This is a genomic window from Streptosporangium sp. NPDC002544, assembly GCF_040295965.1.
Classification (GTDB): Bacteria; Actinomycetota; Actinomycetes; order Streptosporangiales; family Streptosporangiaceae; genus Streptosporangium.
Genome location: NZ_JBEOWJ010000042.1, coordinates 15,904 through 42,056, shown reverse-complemented (window position 1 = coordinate 42,056; position 26,153 = coordinate 15,904). Strand labels below are relative to the sequence as shown.

Genomic DNA, 26,153 nt, shown 5'->3' with positions numbered 1-26,153 from the left:
ATAAAGTGTCTTTTACTGGGAATGGTGGTGATTTTCACTACGCTCCGGCTCGGCGCCGCCGGAAACTGCCTCCAAAAGCCCTTTGAGGTGCGGAATTGGCGTATGGAGGGTTCGGCGTACCGCCGAACACTCGCTCGGCGCCAGGCCGTACAGTCCACTTGTGACCGCTATCTCCGAACTTGTTGCCGCGCTCGCACCGGAGAAGGTGCTGACCGACTCCGACGTGACCGACTCCTACGCCCGGGATCGAACCTTTCTTGAGCCCGGCAAACCGCTGGCCGTGGTGCTCGCGCACACCAGGGACGACGTGGTCGCCGTGATGAGATGGGCCACCCGGTACCGGGTCCCCGTGGTGCCCCGGGGTGCCGGGACCGGCCTGGCCGGCGGGGCGACCGCCGTCGAGGGGTGCGTCGTGCTGGCGCTGCACAGGATGGCGGCCATCAGGGAGCTGTCCCCCGACGACGAGATAGCCGTGGTCGAGCCGGGGGTCATCACCGCCGACCTGGACCGGGCCGCCCGCGAGCACGGGCTGATGTACGCCCCCGACCCCTCCTCCTACGAGATCTCCACCATCGGCGGCAACCTGGCGACCAACGCGGGCGGCCTGCGGTGCGTGAAGTACGGCGTGACCCGCGACTCGGCGCTCGGCCTGGAGGTCGTGCTCGCGGACGGGCGGGTGATCAACACCGGTCGGCGCACCGTGAAGGGCGTGACGGGGTACGACCTGACCGGCCTGTTCGTCGGCTCCGAGGGGACGCTCGGGGTCATCACCGCGGCGACGGTGCGGCTGCGCAGAGCGCCGTCGGTCTACCCGGCGACGATCGCGGCCGAGTTCACCTCCCTCAGGGAGGCCGCCGCCGCCGTCTCCGCGATCATCGCGGCCGGGTGCCAGCCGTCCCTGCTGGAGCTGCTCGACCGGAACACGCTCAAGGCCATCGACGACTGGCGGAACATCGGGCTGGAGGAGTCGACCCGGGCGATGCTGATCGCGCAGTCGGACGCGGTGGACGGCCCGGCCGTCTCCGAGCGCATGGCGGAACTCTGCACCGCCAGCGGCGCGGCCTTCGTGGCGGTGTCGTCGTCGGCGCAGGAGGCCGAGCAGCTGATCGAGGTCCGCCGGATGGCGTACGAGGCCAAGGAGCGGCTGGGCAAGTGCCTGGTGGAGGACGTGTGCGTACCGCGCTCCCTGCTGCCTGACATGATCGAGAAGATCGAGGCGATCGCGGCCAAGCACGGCGTGCTGATCACCACGGTCGCCCACGCGGGCGACGGCAACCTGCACCCCGTCTTCGTCTTCGACAGGACCCTGAGCGAACCGCCGCCCGAGGTGTGGGCGGCGGCCGACGAGCTCTTCAGGGAGACCCTGAAGATGGGAGGCACGCTCACCGGCGAGCACGGCGTCGGGCTGCTGAAACAACGCTGGCTGTCCATGGAGACCGGGCCGGTCACCGAGGAGATCCACCGCGGGATCAAACAGGTCTTCGACCCGCTCGGCATCCTCAACCCCGGCAAGGCCATCTGAGCGGGTTCCCACCACACCGGGCGGGAACCCCGCGGATCCCGCCCCACCAGGGCAAGAGATGGGACCTCCGCGGATTCCCGTCAGACCGAGCACGGGATTCCGCGGCTCCCCGGATCTCCATGGCCGTTCGCTCCCCTCTCACGCTGGTAGCGTTCTGCCCCACATAAACCATTTTTTTGGGTTTTGTCGGGGGGCATGCTGGTGGAACCACTAACAACGGAGGATCCCCCACGCCTGGGATCGTTCGAGCTGACCGGACGGCTCGGAGAGGGCGGGCAGGGGATCGTCTACCTCGGGCGGGGGCCCGAGGGCGAGCAGGTCGCCGTCAAGCTTCTCCACCACGGACTGGTCGGCGACCCCGAGGCCAGGGCACGCTTCCTGCGCGAGGTGTCGGTCGCGCAACGGGTGGCCCGGTTCTGCACCGCCTCCGTGCTCCACGCCGACCTCGCCGGCAGCCGTCCGTACATCGTGAGCGAGTACGTCCCCGGCCCCTCCCTGCGCCAGCTGGTCGACAGCCAGGGGCCGCGGCGCGGCGCCTCCCTGGAACGTCTCGCCGTCAGTACCGCCACCGCGCTGTCGGCGATCCACCGCGCGGGCATCCTGCACCGTGATTTCAAGCCCGCCAACGTGCTGATGGGTCCCGAGGGCCCGGTGGTGATCGACTTCGGCATCGCCAGGGCACTGGACTCCCCGGGGATGACCGCGACCGGGGTCGCGATGGGCACCCCTTCCTATCTCGCGCCCGAGCAACTCGGAGCGGGCGAGGTGACACCCGCGGCCGACGTGTTCGCCTGGGGCGTCACGATGGTCTTCGCCGCGACCGGCAGGCCCGCGTTCGGCCAGGACTCCATCCCCGTCGTGATCAACCGGATCCTGAACACGGAGCCGGAACTGGGCGCGCTGGAGGGAGAGCTGCGCGAGCTGGTCACGGCCTGCCTGTCGAAGGACCCGGCACTGCGCCCCACCGCCGAGCAACTCGTCAACCGTCTGATGGGCACCGCCCCCACCACCCCGGTCCGGCGTCCGGCCCCTCTCCCCGGCCCTGTGCCCGGTCCCGGTCACGTGCCCGCGGCGGCCACGCGACAGAGCGGGCAGCGTCAGGACGGACCGCCGACGGGCGGACCGGGAGGCACCGCGCCGGGACGCGTAGGGCCGGGACACGGCGGACCGGGAGGCACCGCGCCGGGACAGGACGGCCCCGGGCGGGCCGGGGAGCCTGGTGGGAGGAAGCCGCGCGGGCCTGTGGGGCTCCTGCTCACCGGGGTGGCGGTCGTGGCCGCGCTCGGCGTGACCGCCGGGACCGTGGTGGTCCTGCAGAACGACGAGAAGGCCACGATGGCGCGAGCCGGAGCGGCATCCACCGCGGCGGAGACCCCGGGCCCCGACCCGACGACCGTTCCCGGCGATCCGCCCACGGCCGGGAAAAAGGCTTCCCTGCCTCCGGAGAACGAGGAACTCCTCACGATCACGCCCCACCCGTCCCGGCCGATCGCGCGGCCGTCATCCCGACCGGCCGAGAACCCGAGCCGCGCTGCGGGAGCGCCGACGGGGAAGCCGAGCAGGCCCCCCTCCCGGACCTCCAGCCCGGCGGCCACCACCGCCAGGCCCACCCCGCCGGCGGAGCAACCGGGCTCGGCGGAGCCGAGCGGCATCATCAAGCCCTCATCGGCTCCCGAGCCGACGGCCAAGCCCACCGCCACCTCGCGACCGACCTCGACGGTGAAGCCCACCACGGCCAAGCCCACCACCACCGCCAAGCCGAGTCCCGCCCCTCAGAAACCCAACCCCTATACGGCCACCGGCGTCTGCGGCAGCGGCTACAAGGTCATCAACTCCAAAGCCCTGGGCAGCGTCGCGACGATCTACCTGCTCTACAGCTCCGCCGCGGGTAAGAACTGCGTCGTCACCATGTCCAGGTACGTGATCCCCGCCAAGATCTCGATGAACGCGACACTTCAGGTGCAGGGCGGCTCCAGCGGGAGCAACCCCGGCAAGTTCACCGTCTACGCGGGCCCGGTACGCCTGTCCGGGGCCAAGAAGTGCGTCATCTGGGGAGGCTCGCACGGGTCGCTGTCCTGGAAGAGCGGCTGGAGCCACTGCGGTTGAGCACGAGGGCTGTCGCATACTCCTCGGTGACCCGCGTGACGTCGCCGCCGCACCTCGTCCACCGCGTGAGCGTCCCGCCCACGACCAGGACGACCCAGACGTCCGGCCGGCCCGGAGTCGGCAGGAGATCTCCAGGCGGCTCCGCTCGGAGACGCCGGGGTATGTCTTCAAGGCCATGGATACGGCCGTCCCGACCTGCGCGCAGTGGCGTTTGCCGGGTACCTGGCGCTCCAGGTACTTGATCTGGATTTACCGTGAACTCGCGAGTGGGATGTGCTGATCGGCGGCATAGGTTTTCCAGACCATGGAGTGCCGAGAGGAGAAACCGATGCCTGACCCGATGCCGTGGCCGTCCAGGCTGCCGATCGTCCAGGCTCCGATGGCCGGCGGGGCGTCCACGCCCGAACTGGCCGCCTCCGTGTCCGGCGCCGGAGGTCTGGGATTTCTCGCGGCCGGTTACAAGACGGCCGCGCAGATGCGGCAGGAGATCGAGCGGACGCGCGAACTCACGTCTCGTCCGTTCGGAGTGAACGTGTTCATGCCTACGGCCGACGAGGCCGATCAGGCCGAACTCGGCGCCTATGCGCAAGCCATCGAGGGGGAGGCGCGGCGGCTTGGTACCGAGCTCGGGGTCCCGCGCGGCGGCGACGACGACTTCACGGCCAAGATCGAGGATCTGCTCGCGGATCCGCCCGCGGTGGTGGGATTCACGTTCGGCTGTCCCGAGGACGAACTCGTCAGGGCGTTCCGCCGCAAGGGGACCGCGGTGGTGGTCACCGTGACGTCGGTGGCCGAGGCCCGGCTGGCCTCGGCCGCCGACGTGCTGTGCGTCCAGGGAGAGGAGGCGGGCGGGCATCGGGGGTCGTTCGCCAACACGGACACGGAAGGAATGGGCCTGGACCGCCTGCTGCCCCGGATACGTGAGGTGTCACGGCTTCCCCTCATCGCGGCCGGCGGTATCGCCTCGGCCGCCGACGTCTCCCGGGTCCTGTCCGCGGGAGCGGTCGCGGCCGCGGCGGGCACCGCCTTCCTCCTCTGTCCCGAGAGCGGCACCGGCGCGGTCCACCGCGCGGCGCTGACCGATCCGCGCTTCACCCGGACCGCCATGACCAGGGCCTTCACCGGACGTCCGGCGCGCGGCCTGGTCAACCGGTTCATGACGGAGTACTCCGGCCGGGCGCCCGCGGCCTATCCGCAGGTCCATCACCTGACGGCGCCGCTGCGGCGCGCCGCCGCGGCACAGGGGGACGCCGAGGCGCTGCACCTATGGGCCGGAACCTCCTGGCACCGGGCGCGCCCCGTACCGGCGGCGCGGGTCACCGTGGACCTGACCGCGATCTGAATTCGGTCAGAGCCGGGCTCGATCAGCGGTGTCGACGGGCGGGACGGCTCCGGCGCTGTCGGAGCCGGCAGCGGCGGCCTCGCCGGGGTGAGGGCGACATCGAATCCATCCCGGCCTCTGGCAGGCGCATGGGTTCTGGGTTACCGTAACTGACGTGATCGTCAAGTCCGAGACGCTCAGTACCCGGGGCCGGCGCACGCGAGCGGCGCTCGTCCAGGCCGGACGGGAGATGTTCGAGGAGCGAGGCTACGACGCCGTGCGTGTCGACGACGTCTGCGCGCGCGCCGGTGTCTCACACGGCACCTTCTACACCTACTTCGGCTCACGCGAGGAGCTGTTCCGTGAGGTGGCGGCCACCGTGGTGGGCGAGATGTTCACCGCCAGCGTGGTCGGGCCCATCGCTCCCGACGACCCGTACGCCCGCATCGAGGCCGCCAACCTGCTCTACCTGCGCGCCTGGGCCACCAACTCCCGGTTGGTAAGGATGCTGGAGCAGGTCGCGATCGCCGACGAGGGGTTCCGCGGCCTCCTGCTCGAGTTGCGCGAGGTCTTCGTGCGGCGCGGCGCGGAGGGGCTGCGGCGCCTGCAGGAGCAGGGCCTGGCCGATCCGTCGCTGGACCCCCGGCTGACCGCTGTGATGCTGGGCGGGATGGTCGAGCACTTCGCCCACGTCTGGCTCGACCTCGGCGAGCACGCCGACGAGCGGACCGCCGTAACCATGCTCTCCACGCTCTGGGCCCGGGCCATCGGCCTGACGCCCGCGAGCCGGGGCAACAACATGACGCCAACGTCAACAAAGGAGGCGGGTTCGTGAGCCGGCTGGACACCTCCGGTGACGACTACCTGGCCCGGCGCGAGGCGATGCTCGCCAAGCTGACCGAGCTCGACGCCGAGCAGGCCAGAGCGGTGGCCGGCGGCGGCGAGAAGTACGTCGACCGGCATCGCGCGCGGGGCAGGCTGCTGGCCAGGGAACGGATCGAGCTGCTCGTCGATCCCGACTCGGCGTTCCTGGAGCTCTCACCGCTGGCGGGCTGGGGCAGCGACTTCCCCGTGGGGGCGAGCGTGGTCACCGGGATCGGGGTGGTCGAGGGCGTCGAGTGCGTACTCGTCGCCAACGACCCGACGGTGCGGGGCGGCTCGTCCAACCCGTGGACGCTGCGCAAGACGCTCAGGGCGGCCGACATCGCCTTCGAGAACCGGCTGCCGCTGATCAATCTGGTGGAGTCCGGCGGGGCCGACCTGCCGACCCAGAAGGAGATCTTCATCCCCGGCGGCCGGATCTTCCGCGACCTGACCCGCCTGTCGGCGGCCGGGATCCCCACGATCGCCCTGGTCTTCGGCAACTCCACCGCCGGCGGGGCGTACGTACCGGGGATGAGCGACCACGTGGTCATGGTCAAGGAGGGGGCGAAGGTCTTCCTCGGAGGGCCGCCGCTGGTCAGGATGGCCACCGGGGAGGAGTCCGACGACGAGTCGCTGGGCGGTGCCGAGATGCACGCCCGGGTCAGCGGGCTGGCCGACTACCTGGCCGCCGACGAGCACGACGCGCTGCGGATCGGGCGGCAGATCGTCAGGGGCCTGAACCGGCGAAGGCTCGGCGCCTCCGCCGGGGCCGTGCGTGACCCGCTGTACGACGAGGACGAGCTGCTGGGCATCGTGCCCGAGGATCTGAAGATCCCGTTCGACCCGCGCGAGGTGATCGCGCGGATCGTGGACGGCAGCGAGTTCGACGAGTTCAAACCCCTGTACGGCGGGAGCCTGGTGACCGGGTGGGCCCGCCTGCACGGCTACCCGATCGGGATACTGGCCAATGCCCGGGGGGTGCTGTTCAGCGAGGAGGCGCAGAAGGCCGCGCAGTTCATCCAGCTCGCCGGCCAGGCCCGCACACCGCTGGTCTTCCTGCAGAACACCACCGGCTACATGGTCGGCAAGGACTACGAGCAGGGCGGCATCATCAAGCACGGTGCCATGATGATCAACGCGGTGTCCAACTCGACGGTCCCGCACCTCACGATCGTCATGGGCGCCTCGTACGGAGCGGGCAACTACGGCATGTGCGGCCGGGCCTACGACCCTCGTTTCCTGTTCTCCTGGCCCAGCGCGAAGTCGGCGGTCATGGGGCCCGCCCAGCTCGCCGGAGTGCTGTCCATCGTCGGCAGGGCCGCGGCCCAGGCCCGGGGGCAGGTCTACGACGAGGAGGGCGACGCGGCGATGCGCCGGATGGTCGAGGCGCAGATCGAGGCCGAGTCGCTGCCGTTCTTCCTCTCCGGCCGCCTCTACGACGACGGGGTGATCGACCCCCGCGACACCCGGACGGTCCTGGGCCTGTGCCTGTCCGCCGTACACAACGCCCCCGCCCCGGAGCCCGCGGGCTTCGGCGTCTTCCGGATGTGACCATGCCCGCGAACATGCCCGCGAACATGCCCGTGACCGCCTCGCCGATCCGCCGCCTGCTCGTCGCGAACCGGGGTGAGATCGCCCGCCGCGTCTTCCGTACCTGCCGCGACCTCGGCATCGAGACCGTCGCGGTCTTCTCCGACGCCGACGCCGACGCCCCGCACACGGCCGAGGCGGACCACGCGGTGCGGCTCGGCGGTGTCAGACCCGCCGACACCTACCTGTCGGTGGAGAAGATCATCGACGCGGCCCGCAGATCGGGGGCGGACGCGGTCCATCCCGGCTACGGCTTCCTGTCGGAGAACGCCGCCTTCGCCCGGGCCGTGCGGGACGCCGGCCTGACCTGGGTCGGTCCACCGGCCGAGGCCGTCGCCGCGATGGGCTCCAAGATCGAGGCCAAGGAGCTGATGGCGGCCGCGGGGGTCCCGGTGCTGCCGGGATTCACCACGGGTCCCGGCCACTCGCCGGACGACCTGGAACGGGACCTGGACGCCGTGTTCACCCCGATGGGCGGCCCCCTTCCCCTGCTGGTGAAGGCGTCGGCCGGGGGCGGCGGGCGCGGGATGCGCGTCGTACGGCTGACCGGCGACCTGCAGGAGGCGGTCGAGTCGGCGCGCGCCGAGGCCGCGTCGGCGTTCGGGGACGGCACGGTGTTCGTCGAGCCCCTGCTGGAGGGCGCCCGGCACATCGAGGTGCAGATCCTGGCCGACGGGCACGGGACGGTGTGGGCGCTGGGCGAGCGGGAGTGCTCGATCCAGCGGCGGCACCAGAAGGTGATCGAGGAGACCCCCTCCCCGGCGATCTCCCCGGTGACGCGGGCGCGGCTGCGCGACGCGGCGGTCACCGCCGCGCGGGCCATCGACTACGTCGGCGCCGGAACCGTCGAGTTCCTCGTCAGGGGCGACACGGTCGCCTTCCTGGAGATGAACACCCGCCTGCAGGTGGAGCACCCGGTGACCGAGTGCGTCTACGGCGTCGACCTCGTCGAGCTGCAACTGCGGATCGCCGAGGGCGCCCGGCTGCCCGCGTCACCGCCCGAGCCGTCCGGGCACGCCGTCGAGGCGCGCCTGTACGCCGAGGATCCGGCCCGCGACTGGCTCCCGCAGAGCGGCACCCTGCACCGCCTCGAGATCCCCGGCGTGGACTCCCGCTTCGCGCCCGCGTCCGGCGGGCGGCACGGACTGCGGCTGGACTCCGGCGTCGAGGACGGCTCGGTGATCGGGGTGCACTACGACCCGATGCTCGCCAAGGTCGTCTCCTACGGCGTGAGTCGCTCCGACGCCGTGCGGAGGCTGGCCTTCGCGCTGGCGGGCGCGCGGATCCACGGCCCCGTCACCAACCGGGACCTGCTGGTCGAGGTCCTGCGCCATCCGGCGTTCCTCGCCGGGGAGACCCATACGGGTTTCCTGACCGAACACGGCCTCACCGGGTCGGCGCCCGGACGGCAGGCCGCCGGAGCCGGGCCGGGGGCCGTGCGCCTGTCCGCCCTCGCCGCCGCGCTCGCGGGAGCGTCGGCCAACCGCGCGGCGGCGACGGTGCAGGCGGGACTGCCGAGCGGATGGCGCAACGTGGTGTCGCAGCCGCAGCGCACCGCGTTCGCGGAGACGGAGATCTCCTACCGGATCACCAGGGCCGGCCTGCGTGCCGAGGGGTTCCCCGATACCGTTCTGGTCGGCGCGACGCCCTCGCTCGTCGTACTGGAGACCTCCGGCGTGCGGCACAGGTTCGCCGTGGCCCGCTACGACGGCGTGACGCACGTGGACTCCCCGCTCGGTTCCGTACGGCTCACCCCGCTGGAGCGCCTGCCTGCGCCGGTGGAGCAGGTGCTCCCCGGCTCCCTGCTGGCACCCATGCCCGGTACCGTGCTGCGGATCGACGTCAAACCCGGCGAGAGGGTCGGTGGGGGGCAGGTGGTCGTGGTGCTCGAAGCCATGAAGATGGAGCACCGGATCACCGCACCCGCACCCGGCACGGTGGCGGCGGTGAACGTGGCGCCGGGCCGCCAGGTCGAGGCCGGGTTCGTGCTGGTCGTGATCGAGGAGCAGACTTGATCCCCTCCCCGGGCTCTCCGGAGCCGGAGTACGGGGTCTTGCGGCTGGAAGGATTCAGATGAGAACCGATGGGGGTTGGCCGGTGGAGCGCCTGGTGCACGGGGAGGTGTCCGGAGGGGTGGCGACGATCACCCTCGACTCCCCCCGCAACCGCAACGCCCTGTCGGTGCGGTTGCTGGGCGATCTGGAGGACCGGCTCAACTGGGCGCTGGCCGAGGAGAGCGTCCGGGTGATCGTGCTCACCGGGACCGGGCCGGTGTTCTGCGCGGGCGCCGATCTGAAGGAGCAGCGGGTGCCCCCCCGCGGCGCGCACGAGGCGCCGGTGACCGCGTCGTTTCCGGAGATCATGAGCCTGATCTGGGAGAGCCCGAAGCCGGTCGTGTGCAGGCTGAACGGCACCGCGAGGGCCGGGGGGCTCGGTCTGGTGGCGGCCTGCGACTTCGCGATCGCCCCCGACTCGGCGTCGTTCGCCTTCAGCGAGGTGCGGCTCGGCGTGGTGCCCGCGATGATCTCGGTGACCGTGCTGCGGCGGCTCGACCCACGCGCCGCCGCCGAGTACCTGCTCACCGGGGAGACGTTCGACGCCGCCCGCGCCAGGGAGATCGGGCTGCTCACCCGCGCCGTGCCCGAGGAGGAGCTGGACGCGACGGTCGCCCACTACACCGGCATGCTGCTGCGCGGCGGCCCCGAGTCGCTCGCTCTCACCAAGCAGCTCGTGCGGACCGTGCCCGAGCTGAGTGTCGAGGAGGGCATGCGCCAGATGGCCGAGCTGTCCGCCCGGCGCTTCACCTCCGCCGAGGGACAGGAGGGGATCGCCGCCTTCATGGAGAAGCGGCCCGCGTCCTGGATCCCCGCCTCCGAGGCGGGCTGACACCGCCTGCCGATACCCGCCCGAGGAGATCCGATGTTGCGTATCGCCAACTGCTCCGGCTTCTACGGCGACCGGCTGTCGGCCGCCAGGGAGATGGTGGAGGGCGGTCCGATCGACGTGCTCACCGGCGACTGGCTCGCCGAGCTGACCATGCTGATCCTGGCCGGGAACCGGCTCAAGGGCCGCCCCGGCTACGCGCCGACCTTCGTCAAGCAGCTGGAGGAGGTCCTCGGGACCTGCCTGGAACGCGGCATCAAGATCGTCTCCAACGCGGGCGGCCTGGATCCCGCCGGGTGCGCCGGGGCGGTGACCGAGCTGGCGGCACGCCTCGGGTTGCCGGTGCGGGTCGCCCACGTCACCGGTGACGACCTCACCGGCCACGACCTGGGCGGAGCGCCGAACGCCGACACCGGCGAGCCGCTGCCCGCGCCCGCCCTGACCGCCAACGCCTACCTGGGGGGCCGCCCGATCGCCGCCGCCCTGTCCGCCGGGGCGGACGTGGTGGTGACCGGCCGCGTCACGGACGCCGCCCTGGTCACAGGGCCGGGAATCTGGCGGTACGGGTGGGGGCCCGGCGATCTCGACGCGCTGGCCGGCTCCGTGGTCGCCGGGCACGTCATCGAGTGCGGCTGCCAGGCGACCGGCGGTAACTACGCGTTCTTCGGCGAGGTGCCCGACCTGGCGCGCTGCGGGTTCCCGCTGGTGGAGCTGGAGGCGGACGGCTCCAGCGTGGTCACCAAGCACCCCGGAACCGGGGGGCTGGTCTCGGTCGGCACGGTCACCGCGCAGCTGCTGTACGAGATCGCCTCACCCCGCTATCCCGGCCCCGACGTGGTCGCGCGCTTCGACACGATCCGGCTGGAGCAGCAGGGCCCCGACCGGGTCCGTGTCTCGGGGGTGCGCGGCGAGGCCCCGCCCGCCACGCTCAAGGTCGCCGTCAACTACCTGGCGGGCTACCGCAACACCATGACGCTCGTCCTGACCGGCCTGGACATCGAGGCCAAGGCCGGGCTCGCCCAGGAGGCCATCTGGGCCCGGGTGCCGAGGGAGTCGTTCGACGAGGTCCACGTCGAGCTCACCCCGCTGGCGGGAACCGCCCTGCTGCGCGTCACCGTGATGGACGCCGACCGGCGCAGGGCCGGACGCGTCTTCTCCTCGGCCGTGGTCGAGACCGGCCTGGCGAGCTACCCCGGTTTTTACGGGCTGACCCCTCCCGGTGACGCCTCGCCGTACGGGGTCTACTGGCCCACACTCGTCCCGGCGGAGGCGGTGCGGGCCCGCGTCTGGCTCGACGGCCGCGAGCTCCCCACGGTGCCGGACGCGTCGGGGGACGGCGAGCGGGGGCGGTCCGGGCAGGCTCCCCCTCCCCCGGTCACGCGCCCGGGAGCACCGGAGGGGGGCGCGCCGGGCGGCCCGCGGGGCGCGGACGGCGACGGCGGGACGGTGCGGGTCGCGCTGGGCTCGATCGTGGGTGCCCGGTCCGGGGACAAGGGTGGCAACGCCAACCTGGGGGTCTGGGTCCGCACCGCCGAGCAGTTCGGGTGGCTGGAGGACTACCTGACGGTCGAGCGCCTGGCCGGGCTCCTGCCCTGCACCGCGGAGCTGAACGTCGAGCGCTTCGAGCTGCCCAACCTGCTCGCCCTCAACTTCGTCGTCCACGGCATCCTCGGCCGGGGCGTGGCCGCCAGTCCTCGCCTCGACGCCCAGGCCAAGGCCCTCGGTGAGGAACTCCGCGCCGTACTCGCCGACATCCCACGGCGCCTGCTGTGATCCCCCGATCGGAACGGCCGTCGCGGTATGGACGGTATTGACCGTCGCGGGCGGAGATCATAGATTCACCCTGACTAGAATATAATTCGGTCAAGGAGGATGCATGACGGCCGCGCACATCGACGTCAACGTGATCGACTTCGGCGTGCTCGGTGCGTGGATGGACGCGCAGGGGCTGCCCCACGGGCCGTTCGAGCGGGTCGCGCCCGTGGCGGGCGGAACGCAGAACGTCATGGTCCGCTTCGAGCGGGGTGGGGCTCAGTACGTGCTGCGCAGGCCGCCGCTGCATCCGCGCGCCAGGAGCAACGAGGTACTCCGCCGGGAGGCGAGGGTGCTGGCGGTGCTGCGCGACACGCCGGTGGCGGCGCCGCGCCTCGTCGCGGCCTGCACCGACGAGAGCGTCATGGGCGCGGTCTTCTATCTGATGGAACCGGTCCAGGGTTTCAACCCCACGGTCGGGCTGCCCGAGCCGCACGCGAGCGATCCCGCGATCCGGTACCGGATGGGCCTGGAGGCGGCCTCGGCGCTGGCCGACCTCGGGCGGGTGGACCACGGCGCGCTCGACGGGTTCGGCCGCCCCGACGGGTTCCTGGAGCGGCAGGTACCGCGCTGGATGGGCGAACTGGACGGCTACGGGGCACTGGACGGGTATCCGGGGCCCGACATCCCCGGACTGGCGGAGACGGCCGGCTGGCTGGAGCGCAACCGGCCGAAGGAGTTCACCCCGGGGATCATGCACGGCGACTACCACCTGGCCAACCTCATGTTCGCCGGTGACGGGCCCAGGGTGGCCGCGATCGTCGACTGGGAGATGTGCACGGTGGGCGACCCGCTGCTGGACCTGGGGTGGCTGCTGGCGACCTGGCCGACCGCCGACGGCGTGGGCGTGATCTCCGGCGGCGTCACCGGGCTGGCCCCGGCCGCCGAGCTCGTCGAGTGCTACGCGGCCCTGTCCGACCGCGATCTGTCCGCCGTCGACTGGTACGCGGTGCTGGCCTGCTTCAAGCTCGGCATCGTGCTGGAGGGCACGCACGCTCGCGCGTGCGCGGGCAAGGCGCCCAGGGAACTCGGGGATCTGCTCCACGCGACCACGCTGAACCTGTTCGCCCGCGCCCGCACGTTCATGTGACATAAGGCGAAATAAGTGGAATGTGCGTTATCTGGTGCCTGAAACCTTCATGCAACCCTCCAAACTCTAGGATTGCTCGCAATTGCTCCGTGAGTGTGGTTCGGGGAAGGATTCAGTCATGCGCCTCCGGTTCCTTGGTTCAACCTCCGAAGCGGGCGCCTGCCCCTCCCTCTACGAGACCGATCGCGGGACCGTCGTGGTGCAGGGCCTTCGGGTGACCGACACGGAGGCGCTGGCCGACCTGCGCCACGTCCTGGAGGGTGAAACCGCCGTCGAGGTGCCCCGCGAGTTGCTCGTGGACATCGCACGCCGGGTACTTTCTGTAAATATTGGTCACGATTAGGAGTGCTCTCTGGCTTGATCCACATGCTCGGGTCTAGCCTCGTGCGCACCACGCGGGGGATGACGTGAACCCGCGGGAGGAACAGGCGGGCGAGAGCGGCCGGGGAGATCGTGTGAGCGGGTTCCAACAGGCCAGAACCGAACTCGGCGCGCGGTTGCGGCACCTGCGGGAGACCGCTCATCTGTCGGGCAAGGAACTGGCCGAACGGCTGAGGTGGCAGGCCTCCAAGGTCTCCCGGATCGAGAACGCCCGCCAGGCCGTCACCGAGGACGACATCGTCCAGTGGGCGCAGGCCACAGACGCCTCCCCCGAGGTGGTCGAGGAGCTGGTGGAGCGGGCACTGGGCCTCCTGGATCGCCAGGACTCCTGGCGGCAGCGGCACCGCAGCGGGCTGGCCGCCCTCCAGGAGGACGTCCGCGACATGGAGGCGCGGACCACGCTGCTGCGGGTGTTCGAGCCCGGCGTGGTCATCGGCCTGCTGCAGACCACCGAGTACGCCCGGAGCATCTTCACTCGGATCAAGCGCCTCTACCGGTCCCCCGACGAGATCGACGCGGCCATCCGGGTCCGCATGCGGCGCCAGGACATCCTCTACGACCAGAGCAGGCGGTTCAGGTTCGTCCTGCCGGAGGCGGTGCTGCGCTACCGGCTGGCCCCGCTGGACGTGATGCGCGGGCAGCTCGACCGGTTACTGGCGGTGACCGCGCTGCCGAACGTGGAGTTCGGTGTGATCCCCTTCGAGGCGCCCCTGCCCTCGGCACCGCTCAACGGTTTCTGGATGTACGACGACGACCATGTCGCGGTGCCGACCAGGACGAGGGACCTGCTTCTCCGCGACCCGGACGACGTCGCCTTCTACGCGCGGACCTTCGATGAACTCTGCGAGGTCGCGGCCTTCGGGGAGGACGCCAGATCGGTGATCGTCCGAGTACTCAACGATTTCTCCGGGCAGCCGAGGGAGTAAACACCGCAATTGCTTGATTAGCATCCCAAGATCGTGCAATTCTCTGTCGAGACGGAGGTGACGCACGATGCTGGACACGCTGTCTTGTCTGGAGAGGTTCGTTGCTGCGATACGACTGCACGCCGACCTTTCCGTACAGCGGATCTCGTTCGGTGATCCCGCGTACGTGTACGTCCGCAACCGTTTCAGCAGCACCCTGGCCGAGACCGTGACCTGCTCCCAGGACGGCCGTTTCATCACCTCGTGGGGTTACCGGCTCGGCACCAGCGAGAACATCGACGGTGCCGCGGCGCGGCTGGCCTTCCTCCTCGCGGCCCTGCCCACCCCCCAGGCCTGACCCGGCGGCCACGGGGTCTCCCCCGCCCGGCCCGCCGCTACGAAGCCTCGGCCGGCTCGTCGGGAAAGTCCGAGAGGTGCAGGCCGACCTCCCTGGCGGCGGCGACCCTGGCGTGATGGAGCATCCGGCTCCGCGACATGTTGCCGGTGTGCAGGGTGTACCGGACCACGAGGCCGTCGAGCATGCCGTCGATCCGCTCGGCCGAGCCCAGGGGGTCGTCGCAGGTGAACTCACCCGAGGCCACGCCAGCGGAGATCACCTGGCTGAGGATCTCGATCCAGGCGCCCTCAAGCTCCAGCAGGATGGTGCGGACGTGCTCCTCGCGCACTCCCACGGCCCAGGCGTCGACCCAGAGGATCCAGCTCTGGTCGGAGCGGGAGGCCGGGATGTAGAAGCGCAGGACACGGTCGAGGAGTTGGACGGCGGTGCCGGGGCCCGCGACGATCTCCTTCAGCCGCTGGATCTCCGAGTCGCTGGTGCTGCGGAGCATCTCGGTGATGAGATCGTCCTTGGTGGCGAAGTGGTAGTGGATCAGGCCACCGCTCACGTTCGTCGCCTTGGCGATGTCGGCGACACGGGTACTGGCCAGCCCGCGCTCGAGCACGACCCGCCTGGCGGCTTCAAGGAGCTCCGCTCGGCGCTGGTCGGCCTGGTCGGCGCGGCTGCTGCGCGCCCCTCCTCCGCTGTGCACGGCGCAAGACTACAGCAGCGCGGGCACACCGCCTCCATACTACTGATTGGTCAATCAGTCAATGACTTCGCCCCTGTCGTACGGGTGAGGAGAGCGGGAGCGGCACGGCTCCGGCCGCCCGGCAGACAGGCCGGCCCGCCGGCTCAGCCGCAGCGGTACAGGGACTGGTCGGTGGAGCCGCCGTACTCCGACGCCTTGACCGCCGTGCAGTTGGCCCGCACCCACTCGGTCACCTGGGACCCGCCCCCGTCGGGTCCGCCCCGGCCGCCTCCGGTCATCACGTACCTGAGCCGCCCCGAGGAGACGAGCCCGCTGAGCCGGTCCACGGTCATGGCGGGGTCGCTCCCGGTGAAGCCGCCCATCGCGATGACGGGCAGCCCTGTCGACAGGATGGCCGAGGAGGCGCCCTGCGCGCTGCTCACCGCCACCAGCCAGGTCGCGCCGTCCCGGTTCCTCCTCAGGTATTCGATCATCTGCCGGTCCATGGCACCGCCGGGGCCGCCACCACGCATGCCGCCTCCGGCCGGGAGGCCGTAGCGCGTCCGCGGAACGGCGTCACCGGTCACCCCCTGCTGCGAGTTCTGTCCCGGTACGCCACCGGGAGGTCCGCCGTCATCCTCGGCGCCCCCTCCTCTCGCGCCTCCGGGGAAGCCGCCCCGCATGCCGCCGAAGCCGCCGCTCCCCGCGGGACCCGCGGTGGGGTTGGTGCCGTTGACGGCCGAGCCGAGCGGGGTCAGCGCGTAGGCGGCGGGACCGGCGAGGCCGGCGGCCAGCCCGGCCGTCAGCGCGACGGCGGCGATCCGCAGCCGGAGCCGCGGCCCCAGGCGGGCCAGGAGCAGCCCGGCGACCGCCGTCACCGTGATCGCGGCGACCGCCCAGGCCAGCCAGGGCACGAAGTCCGTACTGCGGCGCAGCACGGTGAACGCCCACGCCCCGGTGACCGCGATCCCCGCGGGCAGCACCCACGACCACGCCCTGGAGTGCCGGTAGGCCCTCCAGCCGAGCACCCCGCCGAGACCGGTCAGAGCGGCGACGGCCGGGGCCATCGCGGTGGAGTAGTACGGGTGGAAGGTGCCGCTGGAGAAGCTGAACACGACGTAGTGGACCACGAGCCAGCCGCCCCACAGCAGCAGGGCGATCCTGGCGTCGCGGAGCGGGCCGCGGGCGGTCAGGGCCAGGCCGGCGACCAGGGCGATCACGGCGAAGGGCAGCAGCCAGGAGATCTGCCCGGCCATGATGTCGTTGAACAGGCGCCCGGCGCCCGCCTCACCGCCGAACCCCATGCCACCCCCGGCCCGGCCCCCGCCGTTGCCGAAGATCCGTCCGAGGCCGTTGTAGCCGATGACGAGGTCCCGGACGGAGTTGTCGGTGCTGCCGCCGATGTAGGGGCGGCTCGACGCGGGCCACAGGTCCACGATCACCATCCACCAGGCGCTGGAGACCACCAGCGCGGCGCCCGCGGCGAGCAGGTGCCCGAGACGGCGAAGCGGCGCCCCCGGAGCCATGGCCAGGTAGAGCGGGGCGAAGGCCGGGAGCACCAGGTAGGCCTGGAGCATCTTGGTGTTGAACGCCAGGCCGACGAGCACCGCCGAGACGACGAGCGCGCGCATCCGGCCGGTGCGTACCGCCTCCTGGCAGAACCAGGCCGCGAGCACCAGCAGCAGGACGAGGAGGGTGTCGGGGTTGTTGTCCCGGTTGATGGCCACGGTGATCGGGGTCAGCGTCATCACCAGGGCCGCGACCAGTGCGGCGGCGTGGCCGTACCCGCCGGGCATGGCTCTTCGCACCGCCGAGTGGAGCACGGCGACGGCGGCGACCCCGGCGGCGGCCTGGGGCAGGAGCATGCTCCAGGTGCCGAACCCGAAGATCCTCGCGGACAGCCCCATCACCCATAGCGCGAGCGGTGGTTTGTCCACGGTGATGAACGACCCCGCGTCCAGCGCTCCGAAGAAGAACGCCTTCCAGCTCTGGGTGCCCGACAGGATCGCGGCGGAGTAGTACTCGTTGGCGTGACCGTTGCGCCCCAGCGCCCAGACGTACAGGACGGTGGCCAGCGCGAGCACCCCCCACAGGCCGGGCCGCGCCCAGCGGGGGTCGCCCGGGGCGCCGAGGAACACCCGCCGCACCCCGCCCTGCCCGGCGGTGTGCCCGGCGGTGTGCCCGGCGGTGTGCCGCCCGCCCGAAGTCGGCAGCACCGCGTCCGGCGAGGTGTGGGTGGTCATCGGCTGTTCTCCTTGGCGCGGCGGGGGTTGAAGACCCAGGTGCGGAGCATCAGGAAACGTACGAGGGTGGCGACGGCGTTGGCCGTCACGAGCGCGGCGACCTCCGCGGCGGTGGACGCCGCGGGTGCCACGAGGTTGAGCAGGGCCAGGCCGCCGGTGCTCAGCGACAGGCCGACGAGGAAGGCCAGGCCGCCTTCGAGCTGGTGACGGAGGGCTCCGGTGCGGCCGGTGACGCCGAAGGTGAAGCGCCGGTTGGCCGCGGTGTTGAGGACCGCGGTGACGAGCAGGGCCACCCCGTTGGCCACGACGGCGGGCATCACCAGGCGCAGGGTAACGAACAGGGCCAGGTGCGCCAGGGTGCAGACCACGCCGATGACGGCGAAGCTCGGCAGCTGGCGGGCCATGCCCCCGGGCAGCCGCGCCGCCCGCACCCGTGGCGGGACCGGGATTCTGGCCGCCCCCGACAACGTCTTCCGCGCCACCCTCGCCATCCCCCTGAGGTCGTCCCTGACGGTTCTGACGATGTCGACGCGGCTGTCGGGGTCGTCCACCCAGTCGACGGGCACCTCGTGGATGCGCAGGCCGTGCCGCTCGGCCAGGAGCAGCAGCTCGGTGTCGAAGAACCACTCCTCGTCCTCGACCGCGGGGAGCAGCGCCTGCGCGATCTCGGTGCGCACCGCCTTGAAACCGCACTGCGCGTCGGAGAACCGTGCCCCCATCGCCGAGCGGAGCAGCAGGTTGTACGTCCGCGAGATGAACTCCCGTTTCGGCCCGCGGACGACGTTGGCCCCCCGAGACAGCCGGGTGCCGATGGCCAGGTCGCTGTGGCCGGAAAGCAGCGGGGCCACCAGCGGCAGGAAGGCGTCCAGGTCCGTGGAGAGGTCCACGTCCATGTAGCCGACCACGTCGGCGTCACTGGCCGACCACGCCCTGCGCAGTGCCCGGCCCCGGCCCTTGGCGTCGAGGTGCAGGGCGCGCACGCCGGACAGCTCGCGGCTGAGGTCGGTGGCGATCTGCCAGGTGGCGTCGGTGCTGGCGTTGTCGGCGATCGTGATGCGAAAGCCGTAGGGAAAGGTTCCCGTGAGGTAGGCGTGCAGGCGGCGGACACTCTCGTCGAGCACCCGCTGCTCGTTGTGGACGGGGACCACGATCTCGACCGTTCGGGTGCGCGCCGGCGCTGTCGCCTGCTTCACGCTGCTCTCCCGGGGTGAGGGCTCGGTTCTCTCATGGCCCCAGAGTCGTCAGGTGACCTTGGGCGATCCTGAGGCGACCGTTAACACCGGGTGAGAAAACGAAGGAGCCCCGGCGCGCGCAGCCGGGGCCTGGGACCGTCCGCGAGTGCGCCCCCGTCCTTCGCACCGGCCGATCAGGCCACCGGCAGCGGGCCCGGCGGGCCCGGCTGCGCATACGCCGGTGGAACACGAAAGCCCCCGGCCGGGGGCTCTCAGGCGGTCACTTCCCGGCGGGGGCGGAGAAGGTCATGACCCCGAGGTGGCCGTCGCCCTCCCCGGTCGGCTTCATCAGCAGGCTGTCGTCGTAGCCCGGTCCTGATGAGAGACCTCACGGCGCCGCGGGGAGGTGGGCGCGGGCCGGAGAGCCGGGCAGGCGGACGCGCGCGAGGATGCCGCCCCCCTCGGCGTTCTCCAGTTCCACCTCTCCCCCGGCGTCGCGCACCGCCTTGGCCACGATGGCCAGCCCCAGCCCCGACCCGGGCATGCTGCGGGCCGAGGACGACCGCCAGAACCTGTCGAACACGTACGGCAACTCCCCCCGGGGGATGCCGGGGCCGTGGTCCCTGACCGTCAGCTCGCCGCCCCGGAGCCTCACCCGCACCGGGCCCTCCCGCCCGTGCGAGAACTTCACCGCGTTGTCCAGCAGGTTCACCACGGCCCGCTCCAGGGCGGCCTGATCACCTCGCAGGTACCAGGGGAGCAGCTCCACCTCGATCGGGGTGTCGGGGGCGCGCAGCCGCGCCCGGCGCACGGCCTCCTCGACGACCTCGTGGAAGGCGACCTCGACGTACGGCTCGTGCTCGTCCTCGGCGCGCGAGAGCTGGAGCAGGTCGCCGACGAGCGTGGACATCTCCTCGAACTGGGCCTTGAGGTTGGTCAGCAGCCTGTGCTTGGGGGCGGGGTCGAGCGGACGCCCGGTGTTCTCGCTGCGCAGCAGCAGGTCGATGTTGGCGCGCAGGCTGGTGAGCGGGGTGCGCAACTCGTGCCCCGCGTCGGCGATCAGCCGCCGCTGGCGCTCGCGGGACCCGGCCAGCGCGGTGGTCATCGCGTTGAAGGAGACGCCGAGCCTGGCGATCTCGTCGGTGCCCTCGACGGGGATCCTGGTGTCGAGGTCCTCGGTCCTGGCGACGTACTCGACGGCCTCGGTCAGCCGGCCGACCGGGCGCAACGCGGTGCGGGAGACCAGCAGCCCCGCCGAGGCCGCGCCGAACACGCCGAGCGCGGTGACCCCGGCGAGGATCCAGGCCAGGGCCGCGAGGGTGGTCTGAACCTCCTCCAGCGACCGGGACTCCATGATCGCGATGCCGGGCCCGACGTTCCTCGTCATCACCCGGACCTCCTCGCCGCCGTCGGTCACCCCGTCCCTGATCCTTCTCGTGCCGGGCGGGGCCTGGGTCAGGGCCAGGTCGGCGGGGGTGACCTTGACGGGCGCGGCGCCTATGACACATCTGCCGCCACCGGCGTAGATCAACTGGACCGACGGGATGCGGAACGGCGGCCTGCGCTCGATGCTCCCCCTCGGCCCCGCCGGGCCCCCCGCGCAGTACGACTCGATCCACTCGATGCCCTGCGGCCCCTTCGGCACCTCCAGGGAGCGCTCCACCTGCCGCAGCAGCTCGGCTCTGACGACGAACCAGCACAGCACCGCGCAGACCGCGATCGCCAGCGCCACGGCCGCCGCCACCAGCAGGGTCAGCCGCGAGCGCAGCGAGCGGCGACCGTTCACGCGGAGTTCCGCAGCACGTAGCCGACCCCCCGGACCGTGTGGATCAGCCGGGGACGCCCACCGGTCTCGGTCTTGCGGCGCAGGTACATGACGTAGACGTCGAGGGAGTTGGAGGAGGGCTCGAAGTCGAAGCCCCACACCTCACTGAGGATCTGCTCGCGGGTGAGCACCTGGCGGGGATGGATCATGAGCAGCTCCAGCAGCAGGTACTCGGTACGGGTCAGCTCCAGCCGCTCGCCCGCCCTGGTGACCTCCCGGCTGGCGGTGTCCATCCGCAGGTCGCCGAAGACCAGGCCCGCGTCGTCCTCGGCCGCGGGCGCGCTCAGCGCGCCGCGCCGCAGCAGCGCCCTGACGCGTGCCAGCAGCTCGTCCAGCTCGAACGGCTTGACCAGGTAGTCGTCGGCCCCCGCGTCCAGGCCGGAGACCCGGTCGCCCACGGCGTCGCGGGCGGTGAGCATGAGCACCGGCAGGTGGTTGCCCGCCGCCCTGAGCCTGCGGCAGGCGGTCAGCCCGTCCAGCCGGGGCATCATCACATCCAGCAGGACCAGCTCGTACGGCTCCCGCTCCAGCGTCTCCAGCGCCTCCTGGCCGTCCGAGGCCACGCCGACCCGGTAGCCCTCGAACTCCAGGCTGCTCTGCAGCGCCTCCCTGAGCGCGGGCTCGTCGTCCACGACCAGCACCCGCGCCGCCTCACCGTCACCCATGGCCCTCACGTTAGACGCTCATCATGAGAACCCGATGAACACCTCGGGCCACCTTCGCCCAGGCCGGACGGGCTCAGGTGAGCAGCGCCATGGCGGCGTTGTGGCCGGGGATGCCGCTGACGCCACCGCCGCGCCTGGCACCCGCGCCGCAGAGCAGGACGCGCTCGAGGTCGGTCTCCACGCCCCAGCGTCCCGGCTCCCCGTACGGCCAGGACAGGTCGCGGTGGAAGATGTGGCCGCCCGGCAGTCCCGCCTCGGTCTCCAGGTCGACCGGGGTCTTGGCCTCCAGGCAGAGGCCGCCGTCCGGGGCGCGCAGCAGGCAGTCCTCAAGGGGTTCCGCGAGCACCCGGTTCATCGAGGCGAGCGTGGCGCGCAGCGCGGCCTCGCGCGCCCCGGCCGGGTCGTCGCGGAACAGCCTGGCCGGCATGTGCAGGCCGAACAGCGTCATCGTGTGGGCTCCGGCCTCCCGCAACCCCTGGCCGAGGATGGAGGGGTCGGTCAGCGAGTGACAGTAGACCTCGGCCGGAGGCAGCGTGGGGATCCGCCCGGCCGACGCCTCCGCGAACGCGCGGGCGAGCTGGTCGCGGCCCTCGTTGATGTGGAACGTGCCGCTGAACGCGGCCTCGGGGTCCACCGCGGGGTCCTTCAGCCGGGGCAGCCGCGACAGCACCATGTTGACCTTGAGCTGGGCGCCCTCGGGGGCGGGCTCGGCGCCGCCGAGGAGCCGGGCGAGCACCGCGGGCGGCACGTTGGCCAGCACCCGCTCGCCCACCACTGTGTGCTCCCCGCCCGCGTCGCGGAAGACGACCTCGCCCGAGGCGTCGACCGCGAGGACCTCGGCGCCGGTCAGGATCTCCGCCCCCGCGGCACGGGCGGCGTCGGCGAGCGCGCCGGAGACCGCGCCCATGCCGCCGACGGGGACGTTCCAGTCGCCGGTCCCGTCGCCGATCACGTGGTAGAGCAGGCACCGGTTGGCCAGCAGGCCCGGGTCCGAGGGGTCGGCGAAGGTGCCGATGAGGGCGTCGGTGAGGACCACCCCGCGTACGGTGTCGTCGGCGAACCGCTCGTCCACCACCTCACCGATCGGCCGCTCGAACAGGTCGCGCCACGCCTCGTCGCCGACGAGGCGCCGCATCGCCGCACGGTCGACGAGAGGCTCCAGCAGTGTCGGCGCGACCCTGCCGGCCACGTCGGCGGTCATCCCGTAGAAGCGCCGCCACGCGTCCAGCTCACCGGTGCCCCCGGTGACCCGGGCGAAGGAGGCGGCGGTCCGCGCGGCGTCGCCGTTGTCGACCAGCAGCCCGCTCTCCCCCACCGGCGTGTACGAGGCGTAACGGCGCCGGCGCAGCGTGACGTTGAGCCCCAGGTCGGCCACGACCTTGGCGGGCAGCAGGCTGACCAGGTACGAGTAGCGCGACAGCCGCGCGTCGACGCCGGGGAACGCCCGCGCCGACACGGCGAGACCACCGACGTGGTCGAGGCGCTCCAGGACGAGGACGCGCCGGCCCGCGCGGGCGAGGTAGGCGGCGGCGACCAGGCCGTTGTGGCCGCCTCCGACGATCACTGCTTCATAGCGAGAGTGGAGCACGAGACTTCCCTGTGGGTTGAGCGGACGGTGGAGCCGGGGGCTCCGGCCGCCCGGCGGCGGAGAGGGTGATTCTCAGCAGGGTGGCGGCGGGGCCGCTGGGGGTGCGGCCACGGCGCCAGACCGCCCGCAGGCGGCGCGCGAGGTCGATGTCCTTGGTGGGCACCTCGATCAGGCGGCCGGTGGCCAGCTCGGCCTCCACGGCGTAGCCACTGAGCACGGCGGGGGCCGCACCCTCGCGGGCGGCCCCCTTGACCGCCGCGTTGGAACCGAGCTCCAGCTTCGGGGAGGCGACGGCGTAGCCGGTCAGCGCGACGTCCAGTGTCTCGCGGGTGCCCGACCCCCGCTCCCGCACGACCAGCGGGGTGGCGGCCAGCTCGGCGGCGCGCAGCGGGGTACGGCGGCGCGCCCACGGATGGCCCGGCGCGACCACCACCACGAGCCGGTCCGTGGCCACCACCCGCGACACCAGCCCCGACGGCACCGAGGGCCCCTCCACGAAGCCGAGCTCGATCTCACCGCCGATCAGCTTCGCCACCTCCGCCGAGTTCTGCACGTCCAGGCCGACCTGTACCTGGGGCTCACGGTTCTGGAGCTCTCCCAGCCAGCGCGGCAGCAGATACTCGGCCACGGTCATGCTGGCGGCGATGTGCAGGTGGGCGGCCCGGCCGTGCCGTACCGCCTCCACCCCCCTCATGAGCTCCTCGGCCGCCGCCAGCACCTGCGCGGCCCAGGCCGAGACCATCGCGCCCTGCGGGGTGAGGACGGAGCCGCGCGGGGTGCGTTCCAGCAGTTCCAGCCCGAGACGTCGTTCCAGCAGCGAGATGCGCTTGCTCACCGACGGCTGCGCGACGCCCGCCGCCCTGGCTGCCTGGCCGAGGCTGCCCAGGCGTTCCACATCGACGAGCAGGCGCAGGGATTCGATGTCGGGCAGCTCACTCATAGCCCCAGGCTATGACCTACCAGCAAGACGACGGGTACCGGCCCCGCCGGGCCACGCCGACACTCGGACAATGCCCTCCTCCCCGCCCGCCCGTTCACCGGGACCTACCCGGCACTCCCCCTCGGCGCCCGCTGCGACGGGGCGGGCACCGGCGACGGCATCGGGGCTCGGGACGCTCGTGCCCGGCCTCGGGGCGGTGGCCGTCGCGGTGCTGCTGGCCACGGCCATCGCCCGGATCGTTCCCGAGGTGAGCGCCGCCGTGATCGCGGTGGCGCTCGGGGTCGCGCTCACCAATCTCGGCGGCCTGCACCGTTCGCTGGCCCCCGGGCTGAGGTTCGTCTCCCGCCGGGTGCTCCGCCTGGCGATCGTGCTGCTCGGGCTGCAGATCGCGCTGCCGGAACTGCTGGCGCTCGGCTGGCCGGTGCTGGCGGTGGTCGCGGCGGGGACCGGTGTCACGTTCGCGGCGACGCGGTGGATCGGAGGCCGGGTCGGGGTGAGCCCGCGCAGGTCCCTGCTGATCGCGACCGGCGTGTCCGTCTGCGGGGCGGCGGCCGTGGCCGCCATGCACGAGGTCGCGGGAAGCGACGACGACGACGTGGCGGCCGCGGTCGGCGTGGTCGTCCTGTACGGCAGCGCCTCGATCGTCGCGCTGCCACTGCTCGCGGGATCGCTGGGCCTGACACCGCACCAGCTGGGCATCTGGGCCGGCGCCTCGGTTCACGAGGTCGCACAGGTCGCGGCCATCGGCGCGGCGGCCGGAGCGGGGGTCCTGGTGAGCGCGGTGGCCGTCAAGCTGGCCCGGGTGGTGCTGCTGGCCCCGATCGTCGGCCTCACCTCCGCCGCCCTGCGCCGTACCTCGACGGAACCCCCCGGGGCCCGGCGGGCGGCGGGCCGGCCGCCGGTGCTGCCGCTGTTCGTCGCCGGGTTCGTCGTGGCCGTGGCGGCGCGGAGCCTGGGCGCGGTACCGCCCGAGGTCATCCGGGCCGTCCCCGGGCTGACGGCGACGCTGCTCGCCGCGGCGCTCTTCGCCCTGGGCACCGGTGTCGATCTCCGAAAGCTCGTGCGGGGCGGGCGGTCACTGCTCCTGGGCGGGATCTCCACGGCCATCATCGGCGGGATCTCACTGATCGGAGTCCTACTCATTAGCTGATCTTTAAGTGGACGTCTCCCGGCAACCGCCGTAACGTGCTCTTTTTGGGGAAGACGGTGTCGTTTACACCGTTCCAAAAGCAAGCAATGATTACGACCTCGGACAAGGAGACAGAACCAGCTCATGCGTACCACCCGACAGTCCCTCACCGGCATGCCGAGCCCCTCGAGTGAGGTGGCCGAGGCGCTGGAGCAGGGCGCCCCGATCGTGGCCCTGGAATCCACGATCATCTCGCACGGCCTGCCCCAGCCCCGCAACCTCGAGGTCGCGCTGGAGCTGGAGCAGCTCGTCCGCGAGGCCGGGGCGGTGCCGGCGACGATCGCGGTACTGGACGGTGTGGCGCGCATCGGTCTCGACAAGAGCCAGCTGGAGCGCATCGCCGGCGAGCCCGGGCTTCGCAAGCTGGGCTTCCGCGATCTGCCCGCCGCCGCCGCACTCGGGGCGAGCGGGGCGACCACGGTCTCCGCCACCTCGTTCCTGGCCGCCAGGGCGGGCATCCGGATCTTCGCCACCGGCGGTCTCGGCGGTGTGCACCGCGGATGGACCGACAGCCAGGACGAGTCGGCCGACCTCGACATGCTGAGCCGGACCCGCATCACCGTGGTCTGCGCGGGCGTGAAGTCGATCCTGGACGTCGGGGCCACCCTGCAGCGGCTGGAGACCCGTAGCGTCACGGTCGCGGGGTTCCGTACCGATGAGTTCCCCGGCTTCTACCTGCACACCTCTGGCGAGCCGATCGACTGGCGGATCGAGACCCCGGCCGAGGCCGCGGACATCATGCGGGCCCAGGACGCGCTGGGCGGTCCGGAGAGCGCGCTGATCGTCGCCAACCCGGTGCCGCTGTCGGAGCAGCTCGACCCCGAACTGCACGACCGGGTACTCGCCGAGGCTCTCGCGGCGGCCGAGGAGCAGAAGGTCACCGGCCAGGCCATCACCCCGTTCCTCCTGGGTTACCTGGTACGCGGCACCGCCGGCGCCTCACTCGAGGCGAACCTGGCCGCGGTGCGGGGCAACGTCCGCCTCGCCGGGCAGATCGCGGCCTCCTGGAGCCGGGGAAACTGAGGAAAC

At 72.1% G+C, this 26,153-nt stretch carries 21 protein-coding genes; 14 read left to right on the top strand and 7 right to left on the bottom strand.

The window, feature by feature from the left end; all coding sequences use genetic code 11:
• Positions 1 to 160 precede the first annotated feature (160 nt).
• From ABT061_RS41790 to ABT061_RS41735, 12 genes are all read left to right on the top strand, one after another.
• Positions 161 to 1,522 carry an FAD-binding oxidoreductase gene (locus ABT061_RS41790; RefSeq protein ID WP_350928735.1) on the top strand — a complete coding sequence of 454 codons (1,362 nt, stop codon included), beginning with the start codon at positions 161 to 163 and terminating at the stop codon, positions 1,520 to 1,522.
• A 201-nt stretch (positions 1,523 to 1,723) separates the two neighbouring features.
• The gene (locus tag ABT061_RS41785) at positions 1,724 to 3,628 is read left to right on the top strand and encodes a serine/threonine protein kinase (protein WP_350928733.1); all 1,905 of its coding nucleotides are present in this window, start codon (positions 1,724 to 1,726) and stop codon (positions 3,626 to 3,628) included.
• A gap of 328 nt (positions 3,629 to 3,956) precedes the next feature.
• Positions 3,957 to 4,970 carry a nitronate monooxygenase gene (locus ABT061_RS41780; protein WP_350928731.1) on the top strand — a complete coding sequence of 338 codons (1,014 nt, stop codon included), beginning with the start codon at positions 3,957 to 3,959 and terminating at the stop codon, positions 4,968 to 4,970.
• Between the two features lie 154 nt (positions 4,971 to 5,124).
• Complete coding sequence (locus tag ABT061_RS41775; RefSeq protein WP_350928729.1) at positions 5,125 to 5,784, top strand: TetR/AcrR family transcriptional regulator; 660 nt, start codon at positions 5,125 to 5,127, stop codon at positions 5,782 to 5,784.
• Between the two features lie 47 nt (positions 5,785 to 5,831).
• Positions 5,832 to 7,364 (top strand): acyl-CoA carboxylase subunit beta, encoded by a 1,533-nt coding sequence (locus tag ABT061_RS41770; RefSeq protein WP_350928822.1) that lies wholly within the window; start codon positions 5,832 to 5,834, stop codon positions 7,362 to 7,364.
• 2 nt (positions 7,365 to 7,366) lie between these two features.
• Positions 7,367 to 9,418: an acetyl/propionyl/methylcrotonyl-CoA carboxylase subunit alpha gene (locus ABT061_RS41765; RefSeq protein WP_350928727.1), complete on the top strand. Its 2,052-nt coding sequence runs from the start codon at positions 7,367 to 7,369 to the stop codon at positions 9,416 to 9,418.
• A 58-nt stretch (positions 9,419 to 9,476) separates the two neighbouring features.
• The gene (locus tag ABT061_RS41760; protein ID WP_350928725.1) at positions 9,477 to 10,289 is read left to right on the top strand and encodes an enoyl-CoA hydratase-related protein; all 813 of its coding nucleotides are present in this window, start codon (positions 9,477 to 9,479) and stop codon (positions 10,287 to 10,289) included.
• Positions 10,290 to 10,322: 33 nt separating this feature from the next.
• On the top strand, positions 10,323 to 12,059 hold the full coding sequence (locus tag ABT061_RS41755) for an acyclic terpene utilization AtuA family protein (RefSeq protein WP_350928723.1): 1,737 nt from the start codon (positions 10,323 to 10,325) through the stop codon (positions 12,057 to 12,059).
• 103 nt (positions 12,060 to 12,162) lie between these two features.
• Positions 12,163 to 13,188, top strand: a complete 1,026-nt coding sequence (locus ABT061_RS41750) for a phosphotransferase family protein (protein WP_350928721.1) — start codon at positions 12,163 to 12,165, stop codon at positions 13,186 to 13,188.
• A 118-nt stretch (positions 13,189 to 13,306) separates the two neighbouring features.
• Positions 13,307 to 13,531 (top strand): hypothetical protein, encoded by a 225-nt coding sequence (locus ABT061_RS41745; RefSeq protein WP_350928719.1) that lies wholly within the window; start codon positions 13,307 to 13,309, stop codon positions 13,529 to 13,531.
• A 112-nt stretch (positions 13,532 to 13,643) separates the two neighbouring features.
• Positions 13,644 to 14,495: a helix-turn-helix domain-containing protein gene (locus ABT061_RS41740; RefSeq protein WP_350928717.1), complete on the top strand. Its 852-nt coding sequence runs from the start codon at positions 13,644 to 13,646 to the stop codon at positions 14,493 to 14,495.
• A gap of 67 nt (positions 14,496 to 14,562) precedes the next feature.
• Positions 14,563 to 14,832, top strand: a complete 270-nt coding sequence (locus tag ABT061_RS41735) for a hypothetical protein (RefSeq protein WP_350928715.1) — start codon at positions 14,563 to 14,565, stop codon at positions 14,830 to 14,832.
• Positions 14,833 to 14,869: 37 nt separating this feature from the next.
• On the opposite strand, the gene ABT061_RS41730 is transcribed toward ABT061_RS41735, so the two are convergent.
• The 7 genes from ABT061_RS41730 to ABT061_RS41700 form a co-directional block, all read right to left on the bottom strand.
• Positions 14,870 to 15,523: a TetR/AcrR family transcriptional regulator gene (locus ABT061_RS41730; protein WP_350928713.1), complete on the bottom strand. Its 654-nt coding sequence runs from the start codon at positions 15,521 to 15,523 to the stop codon at positions 14,870 to 14,872.
• A gap of 143 nt (positions 15,524 to 15,666) precedes the next feature.
• Complete coding sequence (locus tag ABT061_RS41725) at positions 15,667 to 17,745, bottom strand: mannosyltransferase YkcB-related protein (protein WP_350928711.1); 2,079 nt, start codon at positions 17,743 to 17,745, stop codon at positions 15,667 to 15,669.
• Positions 17,742 to 18,938, bottom strand: coding sequence for a bifunctional glycosyltransferase family 2/GtrA family protein (locus ABT061_RS41720; RefSeq protein WP_350928709.1), 1,197 nt, complete (start codon positions 18,936 to 18,938; stop codon positions 17,742 to 17,744). Before ABT061_RS41720 ends, ABT061_RS41725 begins: the two co-directional genes overlap by 4 nt.
• 367 nt (positions 18,939 to 19,305) lie before the next feature.
• Positions 19,306 to 20,703, bottom strand: a complete 1,398-nt coding sequence (locus tag ABT061_RS41715; protein ID WP_350928707.1) for a HAMP domain-containing sensor histidine kinase — start codon at positions 20,701 to 20,703, stop codon at positions 19,306 to 19,308.
• On the bottom strand, positions 20,700 to 21,407 hold the full coding sequence (locus ABT061_RS41710; protein WP_350928705.1) for a response regulator transcription factor: 708 nt from the start codon (positions 21,405 to 21,407) through the stop codon (positions 20,700 to 20,702). The genes ABT061_RS41715 and ABT061_RS41710 overlap by 4 nt, the downstream gene beginning before the upstream one ends.
• A gap of 73 nt (positions 21,408 to 21,480) precedes the next feature.
• Complete coding sequence (locus ABT061_RS41705; RefSeq protein WP_350928703.1) at positions 21,481 to 22,995, bottom strand: phytoene desaturase family protein; 1,515 nt, start codon at positions 22,993 to 22,995, stop codon at positions 21,481 to 21,483.
• Entirely contained in the window at positions 22,976 to 23,935 is a 960-nt protein-coding gene (locus ABT061_RS41700) for a LysR family transcriptional regulator (protein WP_350928701.1), read from the bottom strand. Before ABT061_RS41700 ends, ABT061_RS41705 begins: the two co-directional genes overlap by 20 nt.
• 178 nt (positions 23,936 to 24,113) lie before the next feature.
• On the opposite strand from ABT061_RS41700, the gene ABT061_RS41695 reads away from it, so the two are divergent.
• Both ABT061_RS41695 and ABT061_RS41690 read left to right on the top strand, forming a co-directional pair.
• Complete coding sequence (locus ABT061_RS41695; RefSeq protein ID WP_350928699.1) at positions 24,114 to 25,085, top strand: YeiH family protein; 972 nt, start codon at positions 24,114 to 24,116, stop codon at positions 25,083 to 25,085.
• Positions 25,086 to 25,208: 123 nt separating this feature from the next.
• Positions 25,209 to 26,147 carry a pseudouridine-5'-phosphate glycosidase gene (locus ABT061_RS41690; protein WP_350928697.1) on the top strand — a complete coding sequence of 313 codons (939 nt, stop codon included), beginning with the start codon at positions 25,209 to 25,211 and terminating at the stop codon, positions 26,145 to 26,147.
• Positions 26,148 to 26,153: the final 6 nt, after the last annotated feature.

Coding starts and splice junctions, on each gene's coding strand:
- ABT061_RS41710 (WP_350928705.1), bottom strand. CDS start 21,407: ATGGGTGACGGTGAGGCGGCGCGGGTGCTGGTCGTGGACGACGAGCCC.
- ABT061_RS41690 (WP_350928697.1), top strand. CDS start 25,209: ATGCGTACCACCCGACAGTCCCTCACCGGCATGCCGAGCCCCTCGAGT.
- ABT061_RS41780 (WP_350928731.1), top strand. CDS start 3,957: ATGCCTGACCCGATGCCGTGGCCGTCCAGGCTGCCGATCGTCCAGGCT.
- ABT061_RS41765 (WP_350928727.1), top strand. CDS start 7,367: ATGCCCGCGAACATGCCCGCGAACATGCCCGTGACCGCCTCGCCGATC.
- ABT061_RS41755 (WP_350928723.1), top strand. CDS start 10,323: ATGTTGCGTATCGCCAACTGCTCCGGCTTCTACGGCGACCGGCTGTCG.
- ABT061_RS41745 (WP_350928719.1), top strand. CDS start 13,307: ATGCGCCTCCGGTTCCTTGGTTCAACCTCCGAAGCGGGCGCCTGCCCC.
- ABT061_RS41735 (WP_350928715.1), top strand. CDS start 14,563: ATGCTGGACACGCTGTCTTGTCTGGAGAGGTTCGTTGCTGCGATACGA.
- ABT061_RS41725 (WP_350928711.1), bottom strand. CDS start 17,745: ATGACCACCCACACCTCGCCGGACGCGGTGCTGCCGACTTCGGGCGGG.
- ABT061_RS41760 (WP_350928725.1), top strand. CDS start 9,477: ATGAGAACCGATGGGGGTTGGCCGGTGGAGCGCCTGGTGCACGGGGAG.
- ABT061_RS41700 (WP_350928701.1), bottom strand. CDS start 23,935: ATGAGTGAGCTGCCCGACATCGAATCCCTGCGCCTGCTCGTCGATGTG.
- ABT061_RS41750 (WP_350928721.1), top strand. CDS start 12,163: ATGACGGCCGCGCACATCGACGTCAACGTGATCGACTTCGGCGTGCTC.
- ABT061_RS41770 (WP_350928822.1), top strand. CDS start 5,832: ATGCTCGCCAAGCTGACCGAGCTCGACGCCGAGCAGGCCAGAGCGGTG.